Source organism: Marinomonas sp. HM11-D (assembly GCF_057626615.1).
On the sequence record NZ_JBMMKT010000018.1, the window covers coordinates 42,075 to 60,756 of the forward strand.

The following is an 18,682-nucleotide window of genomic DNA, read 5'->3' on the forward strand; positions in this document are numbered from 1 at the left end:
GGTTAACTGAATAGCTTCGTAAGAGTATTGCTCATCTAACACAGTAAGCCTCACTTAAGACGTCAAATAAAAGCGCAAATAAATTGTAAATATTGCATATTTGATGCAGATTGTCATGAACTTAACGCAATGAACTCTGTAATAAAAAGTAGACTCTCTATGGCGCATGTATTCGCATTACATTTCAACAAAGCTTCCTTCCACTTAAGCAAAAGCTTAATTAATTGGCTGAAGTTTATGAAAGATAAGAGAGCATACCCTTTGCTACTCTCTCTTCCAGAGGAAGCGCATCTGACCTTTGCCCAAAAAGTTTTTTTTGCAAAGGAATTTGAAACATATAAAAAAAACGAATCGGCTTACGATTCTCGACGATCTATCCCAATGTCCGTGCTACATGTTCTTAGTGATCAAGGAGAACCGATTCATATTCAAGGTAAGTCTAACTATGTCATTTTAGATGTGATAGACCCAGTAGCAGGGGTGCAAAGCTGGAACAACAGTTGGCAACCGGATTATTGGGTCTGTACAAATACTTATGATTACAGCCTTCTCAGATCACAAGGTATCAGTAATGTGATATGCACACCTTTATTGCGTCATGGCGTGATGGAACACAAACAAACCACACGAGGATGGCTAAGGCCTAGCTTGGCAATTTGGGTTGAAGGTGCGATTAGTGAAGAAAAAGAAGCTCTCCTAAATAGAATGACGGCGCGAATAGAAAAGGTAGTACCCAATATCATATTATGCTTGCCAAATGGCTCATACTCATTTAAACAGAGGGCAAAAAACAGCGCAAACATTCGGTATATACCTCCTAGCGAGTTTAGCCTTGTTGGCGAATGTCATGTCGTACTCTATTTACCCGCTGAAGGAATGCGTGATTATCAGTTATCTCCACTTTATGCTTTGTCACAGCATGTGCCTATTATTCTGCCAGCCAGTGGCGATAATCTAGACTTTGCTGGGCCACACTGCTGTAGTTACGAAGGCGAGGATCTAGTCGAGGCAGAAACAGAAATGGTGCAATGGCTGCTGCGTTTTTATGGTTGGCTTGGCAAGAAACCATATCAACAAGATATCAAACAATTTCTTTCGGATACTCAACCTAAAAACACATTTACCCAGCTAGAAAATCTTATTGAGGGCTGGCAGCCGGGCCACACACTTCACGATAAATGGCTACTTAGTGCCGCAATACAAGCTCAACAAGCCAATGATATTTCTCACGCCTTAGAAATATACCAGCAACTTATTATGCAGAGTGAAGAGCAACGAATTGCAGCCTATGTCAATAGTGCGAATCAACTCTCAGAGATAGGTAGATATCAACAAGCCAGTGAACTATTTAAAAAGCTCCTAGAAATAAGCCCGAATCATATTGGTGGGCTGATCGGACTTGGGAATACCTATCGCCGTATGGGGCTCGCAGAGCAAGCAACGCCCCTACTGGAGCTAGCTGTTCAACAGGAAGATAAGGCTACTAACCACTGGAATTTGGCGTTTAACTACCTATATCTTGGTGATTATGCTAAAGCTTGGCCTCATTTTGAGTATAGGCATGAAGCTTTAAAATTACGCCAAGTTCATCCTGAACGAGCGCAACGCTGGAATTCAGAACAGCATAAGACAGGCTCCTTACTCATACTCGATGAACAAGGTATTGGCGATACGTTACAGTTTGCGCGTTTCATCCACTATCTAAAACAAACAACAGCATTAAAGGTATGCTTCGCGGGTAAGTCTGCAACATTGCCAGTAATCAAAAAAATCCTCCCTGAAGAGCAGGTTTTCGATTGGGACAAAACACAAACATTTTCTACATTTGACTATTGGGTTCCATTAATGAGCTTGCCTATGGCGTTGGGCATTCATCATATAGAGCAAATTCCACCGCCGACCCCGACACCTGAAACTTGGTGTTCTACTGCACTTAAAGAAACATGGCAAAATACTATCCATCCCAAAGGAAAGTTAACCGTTGCATTATGCTGGCGCGGAAACCCAGAGTTTAAAGCGGATAAAACTCGCTCTCCTGGCTTGGCTCCAATGCTGCCATTATTAGACTTAGAAGAGATTCATTATGTGTCGTTACAAATTAACGATTTGGCTATCGAAGAAATCTTTTCTGCAGGAGTCGAGGATAAAATACAAGACATTGGTAGCCTAATTAAAGCAAAGCAAGGCAGTCTGCTAGATACCTTTGCTCTTTTGCAACAGTGTGACTATGTCATCACAAGCTGCACCTCAATGGCTCACATGGCAGGTATTTTAAATATCCCAACATTTGTTCTGTTACCCCAGAATAATGATTGGCGCTGGTTAGCCGAGCGCAGTGATACACCTTGGTATCCAGCCATTACCTTGATTAGACAAACAACCATTGGTGAATGGGCAGTACCAGTGGCAACGGTTCGTGAAGCATTGCAAAACGCGCTACATCATCACCCCGAGGTATCTAATGTCTAGCAAGCGAATGCGCCGAGTGTTATTGGCTTGGGAACTAGGTGGTGGTATGGGGCACGCATCTCGACTTCTTAAAGTTGCTATTATGTTAAGGCAATCTGGTTACGTCCCTATTGTTGCAGCAGCCAACCCTCAAACATTAAAAGAACGTTATAAGCAACATCGAATACCACTGATTCAAGCCCCAATAAACCAACCGTCTTGGCACGAATCAACTGCTTTTAAAGCAGCTTCTTATAGCGATTTGCTGGGGGTTGGTGGCTTTGCCTATCTCAACACAATGCAACGTGTTGTCTCCCAATGGGATGAGATTTTGCATCGTTACCAGCCAGATATCATCATTGCAGACTACGCCCCCTTGCTATCACTCGCCTGCTTTCAGCGGATCCCTGTTATTTGCTTTGGTGATGGCTTTGTTGTGCCTCATGCCGCAAATGGCTCTTTTTCAAACCTGCGCCAAGGAGAAGAAAATGTTTGGTCAGAACAGTTATTATTGGACAATGCAATTCGTGTCGCACAGCAATACAATATTCAGGTGCCAACAGACCTTCCTAGTATTATCCAAGGGCAAGCGCAAATTGTCTCTGTCATCAAAGAGCTAGATATTTATGGGAGCGCTAGAGATATTGCCAAGGGGCCTTTGACCCATGAAATTACCCCCATCTCAGTGCCTAACCGATATCACTTATGTGTTTATTTACATTATAGGCATCCTCTGACTTACTCAATACTAACTACTATTGCACAATATAAATTGTCCGCTGAATGTTTAATTATTGGAGCGAATCATCAAGAATTGGGGCACTGGGTAAAGCAAGGGCTAACCGTTTTACGACAAGCTTCAAATATCAAAGAGATGTTTGCACGAGCAAGTGTCTGTATACATCATGCAGGTATTAATATGACCGAAGAAGCCATTCTTGCGGGACGTTACCAAGTATTATTACCGCGCCATTTCGAGCAAAGGCTTAATACACAACAAACTCTATCTCAAATTAAAGCCTGTGTAGCCATAGCAAATACAGCTGATCTTCAACGTATAGAGCCGTTTTTAACTGAGGAGCTAAACGATTCAGATAAATGGCACAGTGCACTAGAGAAGGCTCAGCAAATTCAGCAACGTCAAACAGCAATGCCTTATATACTTGAGCAAACCGAACGCTTACTTATCCAGTCATTGTGATGCTGATAGAATTCTGCCCATTCATATCATTATACTAAAGAGGTAAAACCTTTGGTTATTTTGTTCATTCATCAAAACTTCCCAGCACAATTTCGTTATATCGCAGAATGGCTTGGTGAGCATACACAGCATCAAGTCATTGGTTTGGGGGATGTTAAGAACATCCCTAAAGGTTATGCCCCAAAAGGTGTATCTGTACTTGGCTACGCCTCTCCAAATGGAGCAGGAGAAAAAACTCATCACTATGTTAAAGGGCATGAAGAGGATGTACGCCGTGGTCAGCAAGTAGTGCGTGCCGCCCAATCTTTGCAAAAACGTGGGATTCACCCTGATGTAGTGGTGGCACACTCCGGTTGGGGGGAAGCCCTTTTTCTAAAAAGCATTTTTCCAAATGCTAAGCTGATCCAATACTGCGAGTTCTATTATCTGGCAGGTGGTACAGATATAGGCTTTGATCCAGAGTTTCCATCTTCGGTTGATGGCCAGTTTAGAATTACTTGCCGTAATTCAACTCAACTATTAAGTCTAACTCAAACAGATATTGCGATTTCTCCCACACAATGGCAAAAGTCGCTTTATCCAGTTGAGTTTCACAGCAAAATTCAAGTGCTTCATGAAGGAGTTCGAACCAATTTAATGCAGCCTAGCCCAGAAACAAGTTTTGTATGGAAGGGGAGGCAATATACAAAACAAGATAAAATAGTTACCTACGCTGCCCGAAACCTAGAGCCTTATCGTGGATTTCACTGTTTTATGCGAAGTTTGCCCGCTATTCAAGCACGTCATCCTGATGCCACAATTTTTGTTGTAGGCGGGGATGATGTCAGTTATGGCTCTCGTTTGCCAAATGGTGAGTGCTACCGAGAGCGCTATATACGAGAGTTAGGCAATCGAGTTAATTGGGATAAAGTTCATTTCACAGGTAAATTGGCTTACGGCCAATATCGTTGTGTTTTACAGATCTCATCTGTACACATTTACTTGACCTATCCATTTGTCCTGAGCTGGTCAATGGTTGATGCCATGTCGATAGGCTGCACGCTGGTCGCTTCGGCTACCCCTCCAGTTGAAGAGGTGATTACTCACGGAGAAAATGGACTCTTGGTTGACTTTTTTGATATAGAAGGCATTGCTAACGAAGTATCTAATGTGCTGGATGCTCCTGAAAAATATCACCATTTGGGACAGGTAGCACGACAGAAAGCCGTCGCGCAGTTTGACCTAGATAGCGTGACATTACCAAGATGGATTAAATGTGTGTTAGGAGATTCGGTTGAAACTTAACTTGATGCGTGGTAGAACCTTAATAAGTCACAGACTATTTTGAGGGTTTTCATAATCGAGAGCGCCCTCTGAATAATAGTGTTTTAGGCGAAAAAGCTATATTTTTTACTCGCTTTCAGTCATTGAAATCGAATAAACAATATCAATAGTAGAAATATTACCACTGCACAAAATTAAGGTGCTTCAGTGGAGTATTAAGATTGTCGCCTTAGCACTCAAGATAATATTGAATCGCCACTATTTCAGTAGACACTTCTCAGTCTTCTTTTCGAACAGCTTTTCATATTCAACAGGTGACAACATCTCATTAGCACTATGGCGTCTGACAGGGTTATAAAACATTTCGATATAATTAAAAATGTCTTGTTTTGCTTCACCCCTTGTCGAGTAAATCTTTCGCTTCACTCGCTCTCTTTAAAAGCTGGAAAAAACTTTCAGCAACAGCATTATCATGACAGTTTCCACGTCGACTCATACTGGCTTGTAAGTTGTGATCGTCCAAAAATCTGTGCAAATCATAGCTGGTGAACTGACTGCCTTGGTCTGAGTGAATCGTCACCCTATGCTTTGGCTTTCTTCTCCATACCGTCATCATCAGTGCATCAAGAACAAGCTCCTTCACCATTCTTGGCCCCATCTCCCAGCCTATTATTCGACGCGAATAGAGGTCGAGCACGACTGATAAATACAGCCAGCCTTCATGAGTTCGGATATACGTAATATCAGTAACCCACGCTGTATTCGGGCTTTCTGGATTAAACTGTCTTTCAAGCACATTGCTGGCTATCGTATGTGTTTCTCCTGACCGAGCCCTAGGCTTACGGTAACCCACCTGAGCTCTGAGTCCTGCTCTTCGCATCAGGTAATGCACTCGATTAATACCACAAGGTTCATTCAAGGATCTTAGGTCTTGATAGATCTTTCGATAGCCGTAGACACAACCCGACTCCAGCCACAGTTGTTTAACAAGACCTGTTAGCCGCTCATTTTCCTTGGCGAGTTTTGATTTTGGCTCTTTCAGCCAAACGTAATAGCCACTAGGGTGAACATCGAAGAGATTGCACAGTCGTCTCACAGGAAAGTTGGCACTATGATCCCGAATAAAGGCGTACCTTAGTCTGGGTGGCTTGCGAAGTACGCCGCGGCTTTTTTTAACAGGTCGTGCTCTTCCGTCACTCGCTTAAGTTCTTTTCGAAGACGAAGAATCTCGCTCGACTCAGCAGAAGCCTCTACAAACGAATCTGCCTCTGGGCCATATCGTTTAATCCAGGCGTATAAACTGTGGGTGGTGGTGCCTAAGCGATTAGCTACTTCAGCAACACTAAAGCCTGCTTCTGTCACTTGCTTAACAGCTTCAATTTTGAATTGTTCTGGATAACGTACTTTGCTCATAAATACCTCTCAATTAGATCATTTTATCTAACTAAAAGGTGTCTAGTTAACTAGTGGCGATTCATTCAAAATTTATTGATAGCCCTTGGCTTGCAAGTTAAATAGATGGGCGTAGCGGCCCTCTAAACTAAGCAATTGCTCATGATTGCCGCGCTCGATAATCTGTCCGTGTTCCATGACAATAATTTCATTGGCGAGGCGTACCGTGGAAAAACGGTGTGAAATTAGGATCGCCATCTTGCTCGCGGTGTGTTCTTGAAAGTGAGCAAAAATCTCGGCTTCGGCCCCCGCATCCATGGCTGCGGTAGGTTCATCCAATACTAGAATATCGGCTTTTTCTCGCATAAAAGCTCGTGCCAAAGCGATTTTCTGCCATTGGCCACCGGACAGTTCTTGTCCACCTTTAAACCAACGTCCAAGCTGGGTGTGATAACCCTTATTTAAATGGCTAATAAAGTCGGTGGCTTTGCCCAGTTCTGCGGCATGATGCCAGCCTTGCTCATCGTAAAAGCGTGAATCATCGCCGACACCAATGTTTTCACCGACAATAAATTGATAACGCACAAAGTCCTGAAAAATCACGCCAATACGCTGCAATAGGGCGCTTTCATTCCAGTCATTCAGATCCAAACCATCCAATAGAATGCGTCCCTCAGAGGGGATGTATAGCCGCGTTAGCAGCTTAATTAAGGTGGTTTTGCCGGAGCCATTTTCTCCGACGATGGCCAAACTATTACCCGGTTGAATGTGCAGCGTGATGTTATTTAGAGCGTATTGTTGGCTCCCTGGGTACTGAAAAGAGACGTTCTCAAAGCGAATACCATCGCCCATGATTAGGCCTCGGATCGAGCCTTTTTGTTGCGCGAGGGTTTCTTGCTCAAGGTATTCGTACAAGTTAGATAAGTACAAATTATCTTCGTACATGCCGCTGATACTGGTGAGAGAAGAGGCCACCGCCCCTTGTCCTTGTTTAAACAGCAACAGGTACATGGTCATCTGCCCTAGGGTGATGGCGCCGACAACCGTCGAGGTCACGATCCAGCCGTACGCGCCGTAAAACACCAGGGTGCTGATAATGCCAAGTAAAAAGCCCCAAAACTCGCGGCGTAAAATCAGTGTGCGGTTCTCTTTGAAAAGCTTTACGAAAATATCGCGATAGCGGTTAATAAAACGGCCACCCAATTGAAATAGGCGCACCTCTTTGATGTTGTCTTCGCGGGCCAATAGGGTTTCTAAGTAGTTTTGCTGACGTACTTCCGGCGAGCGCCAACGGGCGAGTAAAAAGGCATCACCGCTGAACTTGGCTTCGGCAATAAAGGCAGGCAAGGCACCAATCACCAATACCAGCAATGCCCACGGAGAAAATTGCCACAGCAATACCGAGAAGCTGATTAGGGAAATACCATTCTGTAGCAGAGAAAAGGTCTTATTGACCAAGGCTAGCGGGCGGCTTGAGGCTTCTCGACGGGCACGAACCAACTTATCGTAAAACTCCGAATCTTCGAATTGCGCTAGGCTAAGCTGCTGTGCCTTTTCCAGAATCATCATATTTACACGCTGACCGAGCAAGGCTCTTAAGATGGCTTGCAGCGCCGCGAGCCCCCGTTGGCTGGCGCTTAGAGCCAGCACCAAGCAGCCTTCTAGCAGCACATAATACATGGCTGGGTAATAATGCAGTTCGCCCGTGCTTTTGTAAGTGTCCATGGCAGCCACTACCGCATCGACAATTAGCTGACCTACATAGGCCATGGCCGCCGGCAGCACCCCAGCAATCAAGGTCAATATAGCCAAGCCGAAGGTGAGCCTAGACGAGGTTTGCCAGACCAAGTGCAGGGCGCGTTTGCTGTAGCGAAACACCCCTAACATATTCATATCCACAGCGTTAGCGTCTGGCATGGCACGTTTCATACGGTTCGAGTCCTTAATGTTGAGGCATCATTTTAACGGTATTTGCGTCTGTATCGAAGCGCTTCATGTTTAATGTGGGCTTTTCAATTTGACTTGGTGATAGGGCACGGATAAGGTTCGAGATTAGATTTTATAAAGGTTTCACGATGAAGCCTTGGGTAGGTAAGCATGGCAGACGGTTCTTTTTACAACTTTCCCTTCACCGCAGTGGCGGGGCAAGAATCCTTAAAACTCGCTTTGATTCTAACGGCGATTAATCCGCGTATCGGTGGGGTGCTGATTTCAGGTCCACGTGGCAGTGCTAAATCGACCCTAGCTCGCGGTTTAGCGGGGGTGATGCCGTCAATAGAAAATAACGATACCGCCTTTGTCACCTTGCCACTTGGCGCGACAGAAGATCGTCTGCTGGGCTCGCTCGATATCGATTCGGTGCTGAATGATAAGCAAGTGAAGTTCCAACCGGGACTGTTAGCACAAGCGGATCAAGGTGTGCTCTATGTAGATGAAGTGAATTTACTCGCCGACAGTCTAGTCGATGTTTTACTCGATGTCAGCGCTAGTGGCGTGAACCGAGTGGAGCGTGATGGGGTCAGCCATGTACATGATTCGCGCTTTGTGTTGGTCGGCACCATGAACCCTGAAGAAGGGGAATTGCGCCCGCAGCTGAAAGACAGATTTGGTTTGATGGTGACCCTTTCCAATCAATATAGCCTTGAAGAACGTGTGCAGATCGTGCGTCTGCGCGATGAATTCGACCAGGATCCAAAAGGCTTCTGTGATGCTTTTAAATACAAGCAACGCAATCTGCGTCAAAGTATCAGTCACGCCAAAGCGCGATTGAATACGATTAAATGTGCTGATGCTTTGCGTATGGATATTGCTAGCCGTTGCCAAGATGCCCATGTTGACGGTGTGCGCGCCGATATCGTTTGGGTGCGTGCTGCCACCACCCATGCGGCTTGGCGTGGTGCTGAGAGGGTGTCGATCGAAGATGTCCAAGCGGTGGAAGCCTTTGTTTTAGCTCATCGTCGCCAACAGGCTCCTCAATCAAAGCAGTCACCACCGCCCAGTGCGCCGCCGTCATCCAGACGTCCCCCTGATTCTCATAAACAGGACGAGGGCCAAACGCCGGGAAAGTCTTTACCTTCACCGCAGAATGAATCTGCAGGTGAACTGTCTGAAGGCGAATGGGGCAGTATGCCTCCCGAGTTACAAATCACCACGGATGCCATGGGCTTAGGCTCAAGTTTGTTTAGCGAAGCTTTCTCTTCGTCAGAGAATCGAGCAGCCAGTCTGCTTGCGGGCAAGCAGCGCGGCAGTAGCCTAGGTGGTGCGAATCTTGGCAAGCATCAGAGTGGCGGCATTGATATGGCGCAAACTCTTAGAAGCAGTTCGGGAGCATGGCCACCGCCGCAATTGGTGCGCCGTAAAGCCCGTGCAGGTGAGCCAGTGTTACACTGTATTTTATTAGATACCTCTGGCTCTACCTTAGCAGAGCAAACCTTTGCTAAGGCCAAAGGGGTGATTTTAGACATTGCCGAGCGGGCCTATTTGCAGCGTGAACAGATCAGTATTTTAGGCTTTGGTGGTGACCAAGTGGATTGGTTATTGCCACAAGTACGCGCACCTCAAAATATTCGCGAACAGTTAGACAAATTAGGGGCAGGGGGCGGTACGCCGATTCATCAAGCCTTAGACGATGCTGAGCGTTATTTAGCGCAAGCCGCGCGGCAGCAACCTGAGCTTGAGTTAAACAGTTATATTTTGACCGATGGTCGGGTGACGGGCGAGTTTGCCACTAAAGTCTGGCCGGGAAGTGTAACCGTGCTGGATACTGAGTTGGCCCCCGTCAAGCGTGGCCGTGCTCAAGAGCTCGCACAAGCCTTAAACGCCGATTACCTTTCATTAAGTCAGATGCTGGCTTAAAACCGATGACCATACAGATTTTAGATAAGTGAATACGATGACAACGAACGTGGCCCATTGCCCGGCATTATTCCTCACCGCGCCAGCCTCCAACCAAGGCAAAACCACCATTACGGCGGCCTTGGCGCGTTATTTTACCGAGCAAGGCAAAACGGTACGGGTGTTTAAAACCGGCCCTGATTACCTAGACCCACAGATCTTGGCGCAAGCGTCAAAGCAACCAGTAGAGCAACTGGATATCTGGATGGCGGGCGATGAGTACTGCCAAAAAATGCTGTTCGATGCCGCCCAAGAAGCGGATTTGATCTTGGTTGAAGGCGCTATGGGCATGTTCGATGGTGAACCCTCAAGCGCTGATTTGGCAGCTCGTTTTAATATCCCAGCGGCCATTGTTATGGACGTTAAAGGCATGGCGCAAACCGCTGCCGCCTTAGCAATGGGGTTAGCGAACTTTCGTAAAGACGTCAAAATCGCTGGTTTGATTGCCAACCGTTGTGGTAGTGAGCGTCATGCGCAACTGATTCGTGATGCCTTGCCTGAAGACTTGCCGCTGTTGATTAGCCTAAAACTCGATGATGAAGTGACCTTACCTGAGCGTCATTTGGGCTTGGTACAAGCCTCTGAAGTGGGTGATGAGTTAGAAGAATGCTTTACGGCGGCGGTGCGTTGGCTCAGTGAAACCGAAGACAAAACCTTATTGACTCTGCCAGCGCCAGTAGCCTTTTATGCACCTGAACAAGACGTGAGCGAGCAAGATATCGGTACACCTCTAGCGGGGAAAACGATTGCCATTGCCAAAGACGAAGCCTTTAGTTTTATCTACGATGCGAACCTTCGCGTGCTGGATAAATTGGGCGCAGCGGTCACCTTCTTTTCACCGTTACATGATCAACAATTACCACAGGCGGATGCCCTGTGGTTACCGGGTGGTTACCCAGAACTGCATGCGCAAAAGTTATCACAAAATAGCGCCATGCTAGATCAGATTCAGACTTTCTTTGCTGCCAACAAGCCGATCTTAGCGGAGTGTGGTGGTATGCTTTATAGCTTGGAAACCCTAACCGATCTTGAGTCCAACACCTATCCGATGCTCGGTCTTCTAAAAGGTGCGGGTGCCATGCGTGGCAAACGTGGTTGCCAGGGTATGCAAACGGCGCCGCTGCCAGAAGGCGATATTCGCGGTCATGCCCACCACCGTTCATTGAGTGAAAACACGCCAGAGCCGTTAAGTCATGGCCGCCGTCAGCGACATCCTGCGCCGGGTGAGGCCATTTATCGTGAGAAAGGACTCACGGCCAGTTACCTACATTTGTTCTTTGCTTCCAATTTCGAAGCCACGGCTGCGTTATTTCAAGGCGCTTAATTACCTATGTGGCCAGAAAGCAGTGACGATCCAAAACCGCTTCGTTCAGGGTTAACGACTGGCACCTGTGCCACCGCGTGCTCAGTGGCGGCGGCCATGGCTCTGCTCACCAAACAACAAGCACCAACGGTATTTGTTACCTTACCCAAAGGCCAAGAAGTGCCTCTTGAGATTGTTGCTTATGAGGCCTCAAATAGCTCAGTGAAAGCGGCGACCATTAAAGACGCGGGGGACGATCCCGATGTCACTCATGGCGCGACGATTTGGGTTGAACTATCGTTAACGCCAGAGCAAGGCATTGAATTTGTTGCGGGGCAAGGTGTTGGTACCGTCACGCGTACGGGTCTGTTGCTGGATGTGGGCGAGCCCGCTATCAATCCGGTACCGCGCAAAATGATCACCGATCACCTGTATGCCATTGCCAATGAGCAAGACTATCAAGGTGGCTTTCGGGTCATAGTCGGTGTGGAAAAGGGTGAGCAATTAGCGCTGAAAACCATGAATCCGCGTTTAGGTATTCTCGGTGGTATTTCCATTTTGGGCACCACTGGCATCGTGCGGCCATTCTCCTGTGGCGCTTATATTGCTTCGATTCAGCAAGGGGTCGATGTGGCTCGCGCCAATGGTCATCGTTATATCGCCGCCACCACTGGTAATGCCAGTGAAACCGCCATTCAAGAGCGCGATGGTTTGGATGAGATGGCGCTGATTGAAATGGGTGACTTTGTGGGCGCCTTGATAAAACATGTGAAGCGTTTGGAGAGCCAAGAGCCAAAATTGGAGAAACTCACCATCTGTGGTGGTTTTGGCAAAATCAGTAAACTGGCGCAAAAGCATATGGATTTAAACTCTCGAGCGTCGTCCATTAACCTAGAAGCGTTAGCGGAACTGGCGCAAACATTGGGAGCGTCAGAGTCTTTACAAGGCAACATGTGTCAAGCCAACACCAGTGTCGAAGCGCTGAAATTTGCTCAAGCTGAAGGCCTCGCGTTAGCCGATGCGGTATGCCAGCAAGCCCTTCAATTCTGTCGCCGTTTTGTACCTATGCATATGGCACTGGAAGTGCTGGCGATTGACCGCAAAGGCCAGTTTGTCGGGCAAGCGCTTGAACATAAGGCTTCAAATTAAGGGATAGCCATGAAAATTCTATTATTAGGCGGCACCGCCGATGGTCGCCATTTAGCGGAGCGCTTTAGTCAGCTTGGGTTTGAGGTGATTTATTCTATTGCCGGATTAGTGCGCGTACCAACCTTGCCTTGTGAAATTCTCGTCGGAGGTTTCACCCAGTTTGGTGGCTTAGCTCGTTTTCTAAAAGACCGTCAAATTGATTTAGTGATCAATGCGACGCATCCCTATGCGGCGATCATGGGCAATAAAACGGTGGCTGCTGGTAAAGCAACAGGTATTCCCGTATGGCGATTTTTACGTCCCGCATGGCAGCCACAAGCAGGGGATGATTGGCGTGACTACCAAAACGATGATGACTTATTAGAGCAGCTGAAAGACTTTAAACGCCCGTTATTGAGTGCTGGTCAAATGACACTAGAGCAATTGCTAGCGATCACTCAATCCGATGGTTTTGAGCAAGGCGTATGGCGCACGGCCGCTTTGCCGAAGTTTGAGGTGCCTGACAAGATGACTTGGCTGAAAGCCATTGGTCCGTTTGATCTCGAAAATGAAAGATGCTTACTCAAAGAACATCAGATCGATGTGATCGTCACTAAAAACAGCGGTGGTGATTCTACTTCAGCCAAGCTTGATGCCGCCCGTGAGTTAGGCATCAGTGTATTACTGCATCAGCGCCCAACAGTGCGAGACGCAGCGCGAACCTTTTCCGATTACTCTCAACTTATTCAAGCGGTGCAGGCCATAAAAGCCCCTGCATCCACTGCTCAGGAATCTCAACAACAGTGACTTATCAGTACGATCCAACGCCCCAGGGCATTGAAAACGAAAGCTTTCGTCAAATCCGTGAGCTAACGCAACTTGACCATTTATCTCGTGACGCTCAGCAAGTGGTGATGCGCGTGGTGCACAGTCTGGGTTTACCAGATGTGGCCGCTCATGTACGTTTTAGTGAAAACGCCTGTGAAGCTGGCCGTGCAGCGTTAGCGCAAAACTGTCCTATTCTTTGTGATGTGGAAATGGTGAAGCAGGGCGTCACCAAACGCATGATTGAGCGTGAGCCACTGTGTTTCTTAAATGATCCACGCACGACTGACCTTGCTAAGTCGAAAGGCGAGACGCGCTCCATGGCGGCGTTGAGCCTTTGGCAAGAGCAGCTGGAAGGCAGTGTGGTCTTGATTGGCAATGCACCGACCGCCTTGTTTCGCTTGTTGGAAATGATTCGTGCAGGAGCTCCCAAACCGGCCTTGGTCATCGGTATGCCAGTGGGCTTTGTCGGTGCGGCGGAATCCAAGCAGGCATTGTGGGATGACCACCAAGAATTGGGCATTGAGTGCATTACCTTGCTCGGTCGTATGGGCGGCAGTGCGGTGACTTCGGCCAGTTGTAACGCCTTACTGCGTTGCAATATCGGTGAATACTATTAATTGAGCGTAAGGGAAAACGGTGAAGATTCACGTTATTGGATTGGGTATTAATGAGCAGGCACAATTGCCAAAAGAAGCGCAGGACGTGCTCGCGAAGTTAACCGACAACGATAAGCTTGTGGGCAGTGAACGTCAGCTTGCCATGGTGCATGCCTACGGCACCAAGGCACAAACCCACGTGCTGCCAAAGCTTAATGACCTAAAACATCATATGGATGAATGGGCCTCGCTAGGGGTTGAACGGGTGGCGATTTTGGCCTCAGGTGATCCGCTTTACTATGGTATTGGCGCTTGGGTGCATCGCTCCTTTGCTGACCAGGAAGTGCGTTTTTACCCGAATGTGTCTAGTATTCAAGCGGCTTCTCACCGTCTCGGTATTTCTCTACAAAATGCCCAAGTATTCAGTGTTCACGGCCGTCCATTAGCGTCGATTCGTACTCAGTTGCATCCCTCGAAAACCCTGTTGTTATTGACCGATAAAACCAACAACCCTCAAGCCATCGCCAAAGAGTGTGTAGATATGGGGCTTGGTTTAAGTGAGCTGTTTGTTTGTGAGCGCTTAGGTTATGAGCATGAGCGGGTGACCCGTTACACGGCCAACAGCTTGGCTCATGTGGAAGAAGCTTTTGATCCACTCAACGTAGTGATCGTTAATACCAGTGCCCAATCAGGTCGCTTACCGTCCACGCCTGGTTTTAAAGATGGTCTCTTTATCACCGACAAGGGCGATGGTCAGGGTATGATTACCAAGCGTGAGGTACGCTTGGCGGTGCTGTCTTATTTAGGCGTCGAAGCCAAAGAAGTAGTGTGGGACATCGGCGCGGGTTGCGGTGGTGTCAGTGTGGAATTGGCCTACTGGAACCCCGAAACAGAGGTATACGCCATTGAGCATCATGAAGCGCGTCTAGCTTGTCTGGAGGCCAATCGCGAGCACTTTGGTGTGGTGAAAAACCTGCATGTGGTGCATGGTCGTGCTCCTGAATCCTTTGCCAATCTACCTACACCCAAACGTGTGTTTATCGGCGGTAGTGATGGCGAAATGGCCGAGTTGCTAGACGAAGTTTGGCAGCGACTGCCGCTTGGTGGTGTATTGTTAGTCAATGCAGTGACCGATGCTACCATGATGGAGACCATGGCGTTTCTCGCCAAACGGGATGTAGCGCAAGATGCCTACGATGAAAGCTCGACGATACAGGTGTATCGCAGTGAGCGTTTAGCCGGTAAACGCATTCGTCGTCCCCATTTGCCGGTGAGTTTATGGCGCTTTGAGAAGTGTTTGCCGGGAGAACATGCATGAGTGGTACGTTTTTCGGCATTGGTGTCGGACCCGGTGATCCAGAGCTGGTCACCTTAAAAGCACTTCGATTGATCCAACAAGCGGATGTACTGGCGTATTTGGTCGGCGAGTCTGGCCAATCACAAGCCAAGCAAATCGCTGTGTTAGCACTAGAGGGCCGTGTTGCAAAGCATCAGGATATTGTTATCCCAATGCCCATGTCGACTCGCCGCGAGGCCGCTAATCAGGCCTATGATCAAGGGGCGCAAGCCATTCGCGAGGCACTGGCTCAAGGTCTTAATGTGGCGTTCTTATGCGAAGGGGATCCGCTGTTTTTTGGCTCCTTTACCTATTTAATGGAGCGTCTTGAGGGCTCTTGTGCGATTCAAGTGGTGCCGGGCATTTCCAGTATTCATGCTGCCGCCGCAGAGTTACAGCACCCTCTTACTGTATTAAAAGAATCTTTTTGTGTGGTGAGCGGTCGTCACACAGAACAACAGCTGATCGAAGCGTTGGGCTCACATGACTCAATTGTGATTATGAAAGCAGGGCGTGCACGGCCTACGATTATGAAGGCCTTAGCATTGACTGACCGAATTGATGATGCCAAATACGTGGAATATGTTGGTCGTGACAATCAATTTGTGGAAAACGATGTCAGCCGTTTGCAAAATGAGCAGGGCCCATACTTCTCGCTGTTTATTGTCTCCCGTAAAGAGCGTGGTACGCGATGATTCGTATTATCGCTCTGACCGACGCGGGTCAAGCGCTCGGCAAACGCTTACAGACGCTATTGCCGAATAGTGAGCTACATTTTAAGCCTAAGCCGTTTGCTGAGACCGTACAGAACTTTTTCTGCGAGGGGGACGCACTGTTGTTTATCTGTGCCACAGGCATCGTGATGCGTACTTTAGCTCCAGTTATCGCGAGTAAATTACAAGACCCACCGGTGCTGGTGCTGGATGAACTCGGGCGTTTTGTGATTCCTTTATTATCAGGCCATGAAGGCGGTGCCAATCAGTGGGGCAGTGAGGTGGCCAAAGCAATCGGTGCGCAACTGGTGATGACCACTGCCAATGCTTATTTAAACCCTGTCTACACCCTTGGTATGGGCTGTGAGCGCAACTGCTCATTAGAGTATTTGGAAAGCCTGATGCTGGAAGCGTTAGAAACAGTTGGCTTGCAGCCAGATCAAATTGCAGGACTTTACAGTATCGATATCAAAGCCGATGAAACTCATTTGATTGAGCTGGCTGAAAAATATCAGTGGCCATTTGTGACCTATTCAGCACAGGCGCTAACAGCGGTTGAGCCTTTATTAAGCACGCGCTCAGAATATGTGTTTAACACAGTGGGTGTTTATGGCGTAGCGGAATCGGCGGCATTGTTGGGTGTGCAGCAGTTAACCAGTGCAAGCCCAGAACTACGTCTTAATAAGATCAAAAATGCCAAAGCCACCTGTGCGGTGGCCCGAGCTTATCAATCTTAAATCCAGCCTAAAGTGTCACAAGATTCTGAGTCGCGGCACTTAGCGTGCTGGCTTGTTTGGCAAAGCAGAAACGCACTAAACGCATGCCTTCTGGCGGCGTTTGGTAAAACACCGAAATCGGAATCGCCGCCACGCCCGCGGCTTCAATCAACCATAAAGCAAACTCAGTATCGGGCACATCTTTGATAGCACTGTAATCCATTAATTGGAAATAGGTGCCTGGCGATGTGGTAAAAGTGAAGCGACTTTCGCCCATGGCTTTATTGAAGAAATCACGTTTTTGCTGGTAGAAGCTCGGCAATACTTCATCGTGCTCAGGATGAGCGCTTAAGAAATCGGCTAACGCTAATTGCATTGGTGTACTGGTGCTGAAGGTCAGATATTGGTGCACCTTGCGTACTTCGGCCATCAAGGGAGCAGGTGCCACCACATAGCCAATTTTCCAGCCAGTGGTGTGATAGGTTTTGCCAAAGGAAGACACCACGACACTGCGCTTCGCTAATTCCTTGTGACGCAACACGCTTTGGTGGTCTACGCCTTCAAAAACTATGTGTTCGTACACTTCATCGGATAACACCAACAAATCATGCTGATCGGCAATGGCGTAAAGTGCCTCTAGATCATGGGCGGAAAATACCGTGCCGGTTGGGTTGTGAGGTGAATTAACAATGATGGCTTTGGTGTTAGGCGTAATGGTGTTTGCCACCACTTGCCAGTCGATGGCGAAGGTTGGTGGTAGCAACGCGATGTGTACTGGTGTGCCGCCATTGAGACGAATCGCAGGGTCGTAGGAATCGTACGCGGGATCAAACACAATCACTTCATCGCCAGGACTGACAAAAGCTGAAATGGTGGCAAAAATGGCTTCTGTGGCGCCGGAGGTGACTGTGATCTCGCTGTCCGCATTGGCTTGGTAATCGTAGCAGCGGGCTAATTTAGTGCTTATGGCTTGGCGTAACGAAGGTACCCCTGTCATCGGTGCATATTGGTTGGCGCCTTTTTGGATGTAATGATCGACACGGCTTAACAGCTCGCTGGGGCCATCAAAATCAGGGAACCCCTGGGATAAGTTGATGGCTTGATGTTTGGCGGCCAATTCTGACATTTGCGTAAAAATGGTCGTGCCGGTACTGGGAAGTTTACTGTCGAATTGGCGCATGGCGGTGTTCCTTTTTACAACGAATTAAAATCGAAGCGCTCATGCTAATCCAGCTTTTGCAGCAGATAAAGCGCAGATTGCACAGGCTTAGTGAAATCTTGGCCGCAAAATTGCGTCGCTACATTCTTTTTACTGAATATGTTGTGAAGCTTTGTTATAACATGGGCATTATCGGAACGAAGGAGTATTGTCATGTCCGAAGATACAAAAACAAAGGGGCGTTTGACGACCCGAACGGTCGCCATGCCTGGTGATACAAACCCTGCGGGGGATATTTTTGGTGGCTGGGTGGTGTCTCAAATGGACATCGCCGCTGGTATTTGTGCGGGACAACGAGCTCAATCTCGTGTGGTAACCGTGGCCCTAGATGGCATGAGTTTTATTCGCCCAGTAAAAGTGGGGGATATCCTTGGTGTGTATACCTACGTCAAATCAGTAGGTACGACCTCTATGAATATTCATGTGGAAGCATGGGTGCGTCGTGGTCGTATTGGTATTCGTGAAAAGGTGACAGAGGGCATCTTTAAGTTTGTTGCGATTGACGAAAACGGTAAATCAAAGCCGATTCCGGCGGAAGAAGATTTGCCTGACTACGTTAATGAAGCCATGCATGAGTGGTAATGCTCATTTGAGAACCAAGTAATGCAAAAAAAAGCAGCCATTGGCTGCTTTTTTGTAATTAGA

Annotated in this window: 14 protein-coding genes and 1 pseudogene; 12 read left to right on the forward strand and 3 right to left on the reverse strand. The window is 47.6% G+C overall.

Annotation, left to right across the window (positions count from 1 at the left end; genetic code table 11):
• Positions 1–159 precede the first annotated feature (159 nt).
• Genes ACOSVP_RS17235 through ACOSVP_RS17245 form a run of 3 tightly spaced genes read left to right on the forward strand, consistent with a single transcriptional unit; the run spans position 160 to position 4,933 of the window.
• Positions 160–2,469, forward strand: coding sequence for a glycosyltransferase family 9 protein (locus ACOSVP_RS17235; protein ID WP_487348717.1), 2,310 nt, complete (start codon positions 160–162; stop codon positions 2,467–2,469).
• A complete protein-coding gene (locus tag ACOSVP_RS17240) occupies positions 2,462–3,649 on the forward strand; it encodes a hypothetical protein (protein WP_487348718.1) in 1,188 nt (395 codons plus the stop codon). The genes ACOSVP_RS17235 and ACOSVP_RS17240 overlap by 8 nt, the downstream gene beginning before the upstream one ends.
• Before the next feature lie 51 nt (positions 3,650–3,700).
• Positions 3,701–4,933 (forward strand): glycosyltransferase family 4 protein, encoded by a 1,233-nt coding sequence (locus tag ACOSVP_RS17245; protein WP_487348719.1) that lies wholly within the window; start codon positions 3,701–3,703, stop codon positions 4,931–4,933.
• Positions 4,934–5,170: 237 nt separating this feature from the next.
• Here the strand turns inward: ACOSVP_RS17245 and ACOSVP_RS17250 are convergent.
• Positions 5,171–6,325: pseudogene (locus ACOSVP_RS17250) on the reverse strand (IS3 family transposase).
• Positions 6,326–6,397: 72 nt separating this feature from the next.
• A complete protein-coding gene (locus ACOSVP_RS17255) occupies positions 6,398–8,233 on the reverse strand; it encodes an ABC transporter ATP-binding protein (protein WP_487348720.1) in 1,836 nt (611 codons plus the stop codon).
• Positions 8,234–8,401: 168 nt separating this feature from the next.
• On the opposite strand from ACOSVP_RS17255, the gene ACOSVP_RS17260 reads away from it, so the two are divergent.
• Genes ACOSVP_RS17260 through ACOSVP_RS17295 form a run of 8 tightly spaced genes read left to right on the forward strand, consistent with a single transcriptional unit; the run spans position 8,402 to position 16,839 of the window.
• The gene (locus ACOSVP_RS17260; RefSeq protein ID WP_487348721.1) at positions 8,402–10,159 is read left to right on the forward strand and encodes an AAA family ATPase; all 1,758 of its coding nucleotides are present in this window, start codon (positions 8,402–8,404) and stop codon (positions 10,157–10,159) included.
• Positions 10,160–10,196: 37 nt separating this feature from the next.
• Positions 10,197–11,522 (forward strand): cobyrinic acid a,c-diamide synthase CobB, encoded by a 1,326-nt coding sequence (locus ACOSVP_RS17265; RefSeq protein WP_487348722.1) that lies wholly within the window; start codon positions 10,197–10,199, stop codon positions 11,520–11,522.
• Between the two features lie 6 nt (positions 11,523–11,528).
• Positions 11,529–12,650, forward strand: coding sequence for a cobalt-precorrin-5B (C(1))-methyltransferase (locus tag ACOSVP_RS17270; RefSeq protein ID WP_487348723.1), 1,122 nt, complete (start codon positions 11,529–11,531; stop codon positions 12,648–12,650).
• Between the two features lie 9 nt (positions 12,651–12,659).
• Positions 12,660–13,436 carry a precorrin-6A reductase gene (gene cobK / locus ACOSVP_RS17275; RefSeq protein WP_487348724.1) on the forward strand — a complete coding sequence of 259 codons (777 nt, stop codon included), beginning with the start codon at positions 12,660–12,662 and terminating at the stop codon, positions 13,434–13,436.
• The gene (locus ACOSVP_RS17280; protein WP_487348725.1) at positions 13,433–14,074 is read left to right on the forward strand and encodes a precorrin-8X methylmutase; all 642 of its coding nucleotides are present in this window, start codon (positions 13,433–13,435) and stop codon (positions 14,072–14,074) included. The genes cobK and ACOSVP_RS17280 overlap by 4 nt, the downstream gene beginning before the upstream one ends.
• A gap of 19 nt (positions 14,075–14,093) precedes the next feature.
• Positions 14,094–15,371, forward strand: coding sequence for a precorrin-6y C5,15-methyltransferase (decarboxylating) subunit CbiE (gene cbiE, locus ACOSVP_RS17285; protein WP_487348726.1), 1,278 nt, complete (start codon positions 14,094–14,096; stop codon positions 15,369–15,371).
• Positions 15,368–16,084, forward strand: coding sequence for a precorrin-2 C(20)-methyltransferase (cobI, locus tag ACOSVP_RS17290; RefSeq protein WP_487348727.1), 717 nt, complete (start codon positions 15,368–15,370; stop codon positions 16,082–16,084). The genes cbiE and cobI overlap by 4 nt, the downstream gene beginning before the upstream one ends.
• Entirely contained in the window at positions 16,081–16,839 is a 759-nt protein-coding gene (locus ACOSVP_RS17295; RefSeq protein WP_487348728.1) for a cobalt-precorrin 5A hydrolase, read from the forward strand. The genes cobI and ACOSVP_RS17295 overlap by 4 nt, the downstream gene beginning before the upstream one ends.
• A gap of 7 nt (positions 16,840–16,846) precedes the next feature.
• Here the strand turns inward: ACOSVP_RS17295 and ACOSVP_RS17300 are convergent, their stop codons facing one another.
• Positions 16,847–17,998: a methionine aminotransferase gene (locus ACOSVP_RS17300; protein ID WP_487348729.1), complete on the reverse strand. Its 1,152-nt coding sequence runs from the start codon at positions 17,996–17,998 to the stop codon at positions 16,847–16,849.
• 192 nt (positions 17,999–18,190) lie between these two features.
• On the opposite strand from ACOSVP_RS17300, the gene ACOSVP_RS17305 reads away from it, so the two are divergent.
• Positions 18,191–18,619: an acyl-CoA thioesterase gene (locus tag ACOSVP_RS17305; protein ID WP_487348730.1), complete on the forward strand. Its 429-nt coding sequence runs from the start codon at positions 18,191–18,193 to the stop codon at positions 18,617–18,619.
• The last annotated feature ends 63 nt before the right edge of the window (positions 18,620–18,682 follow it).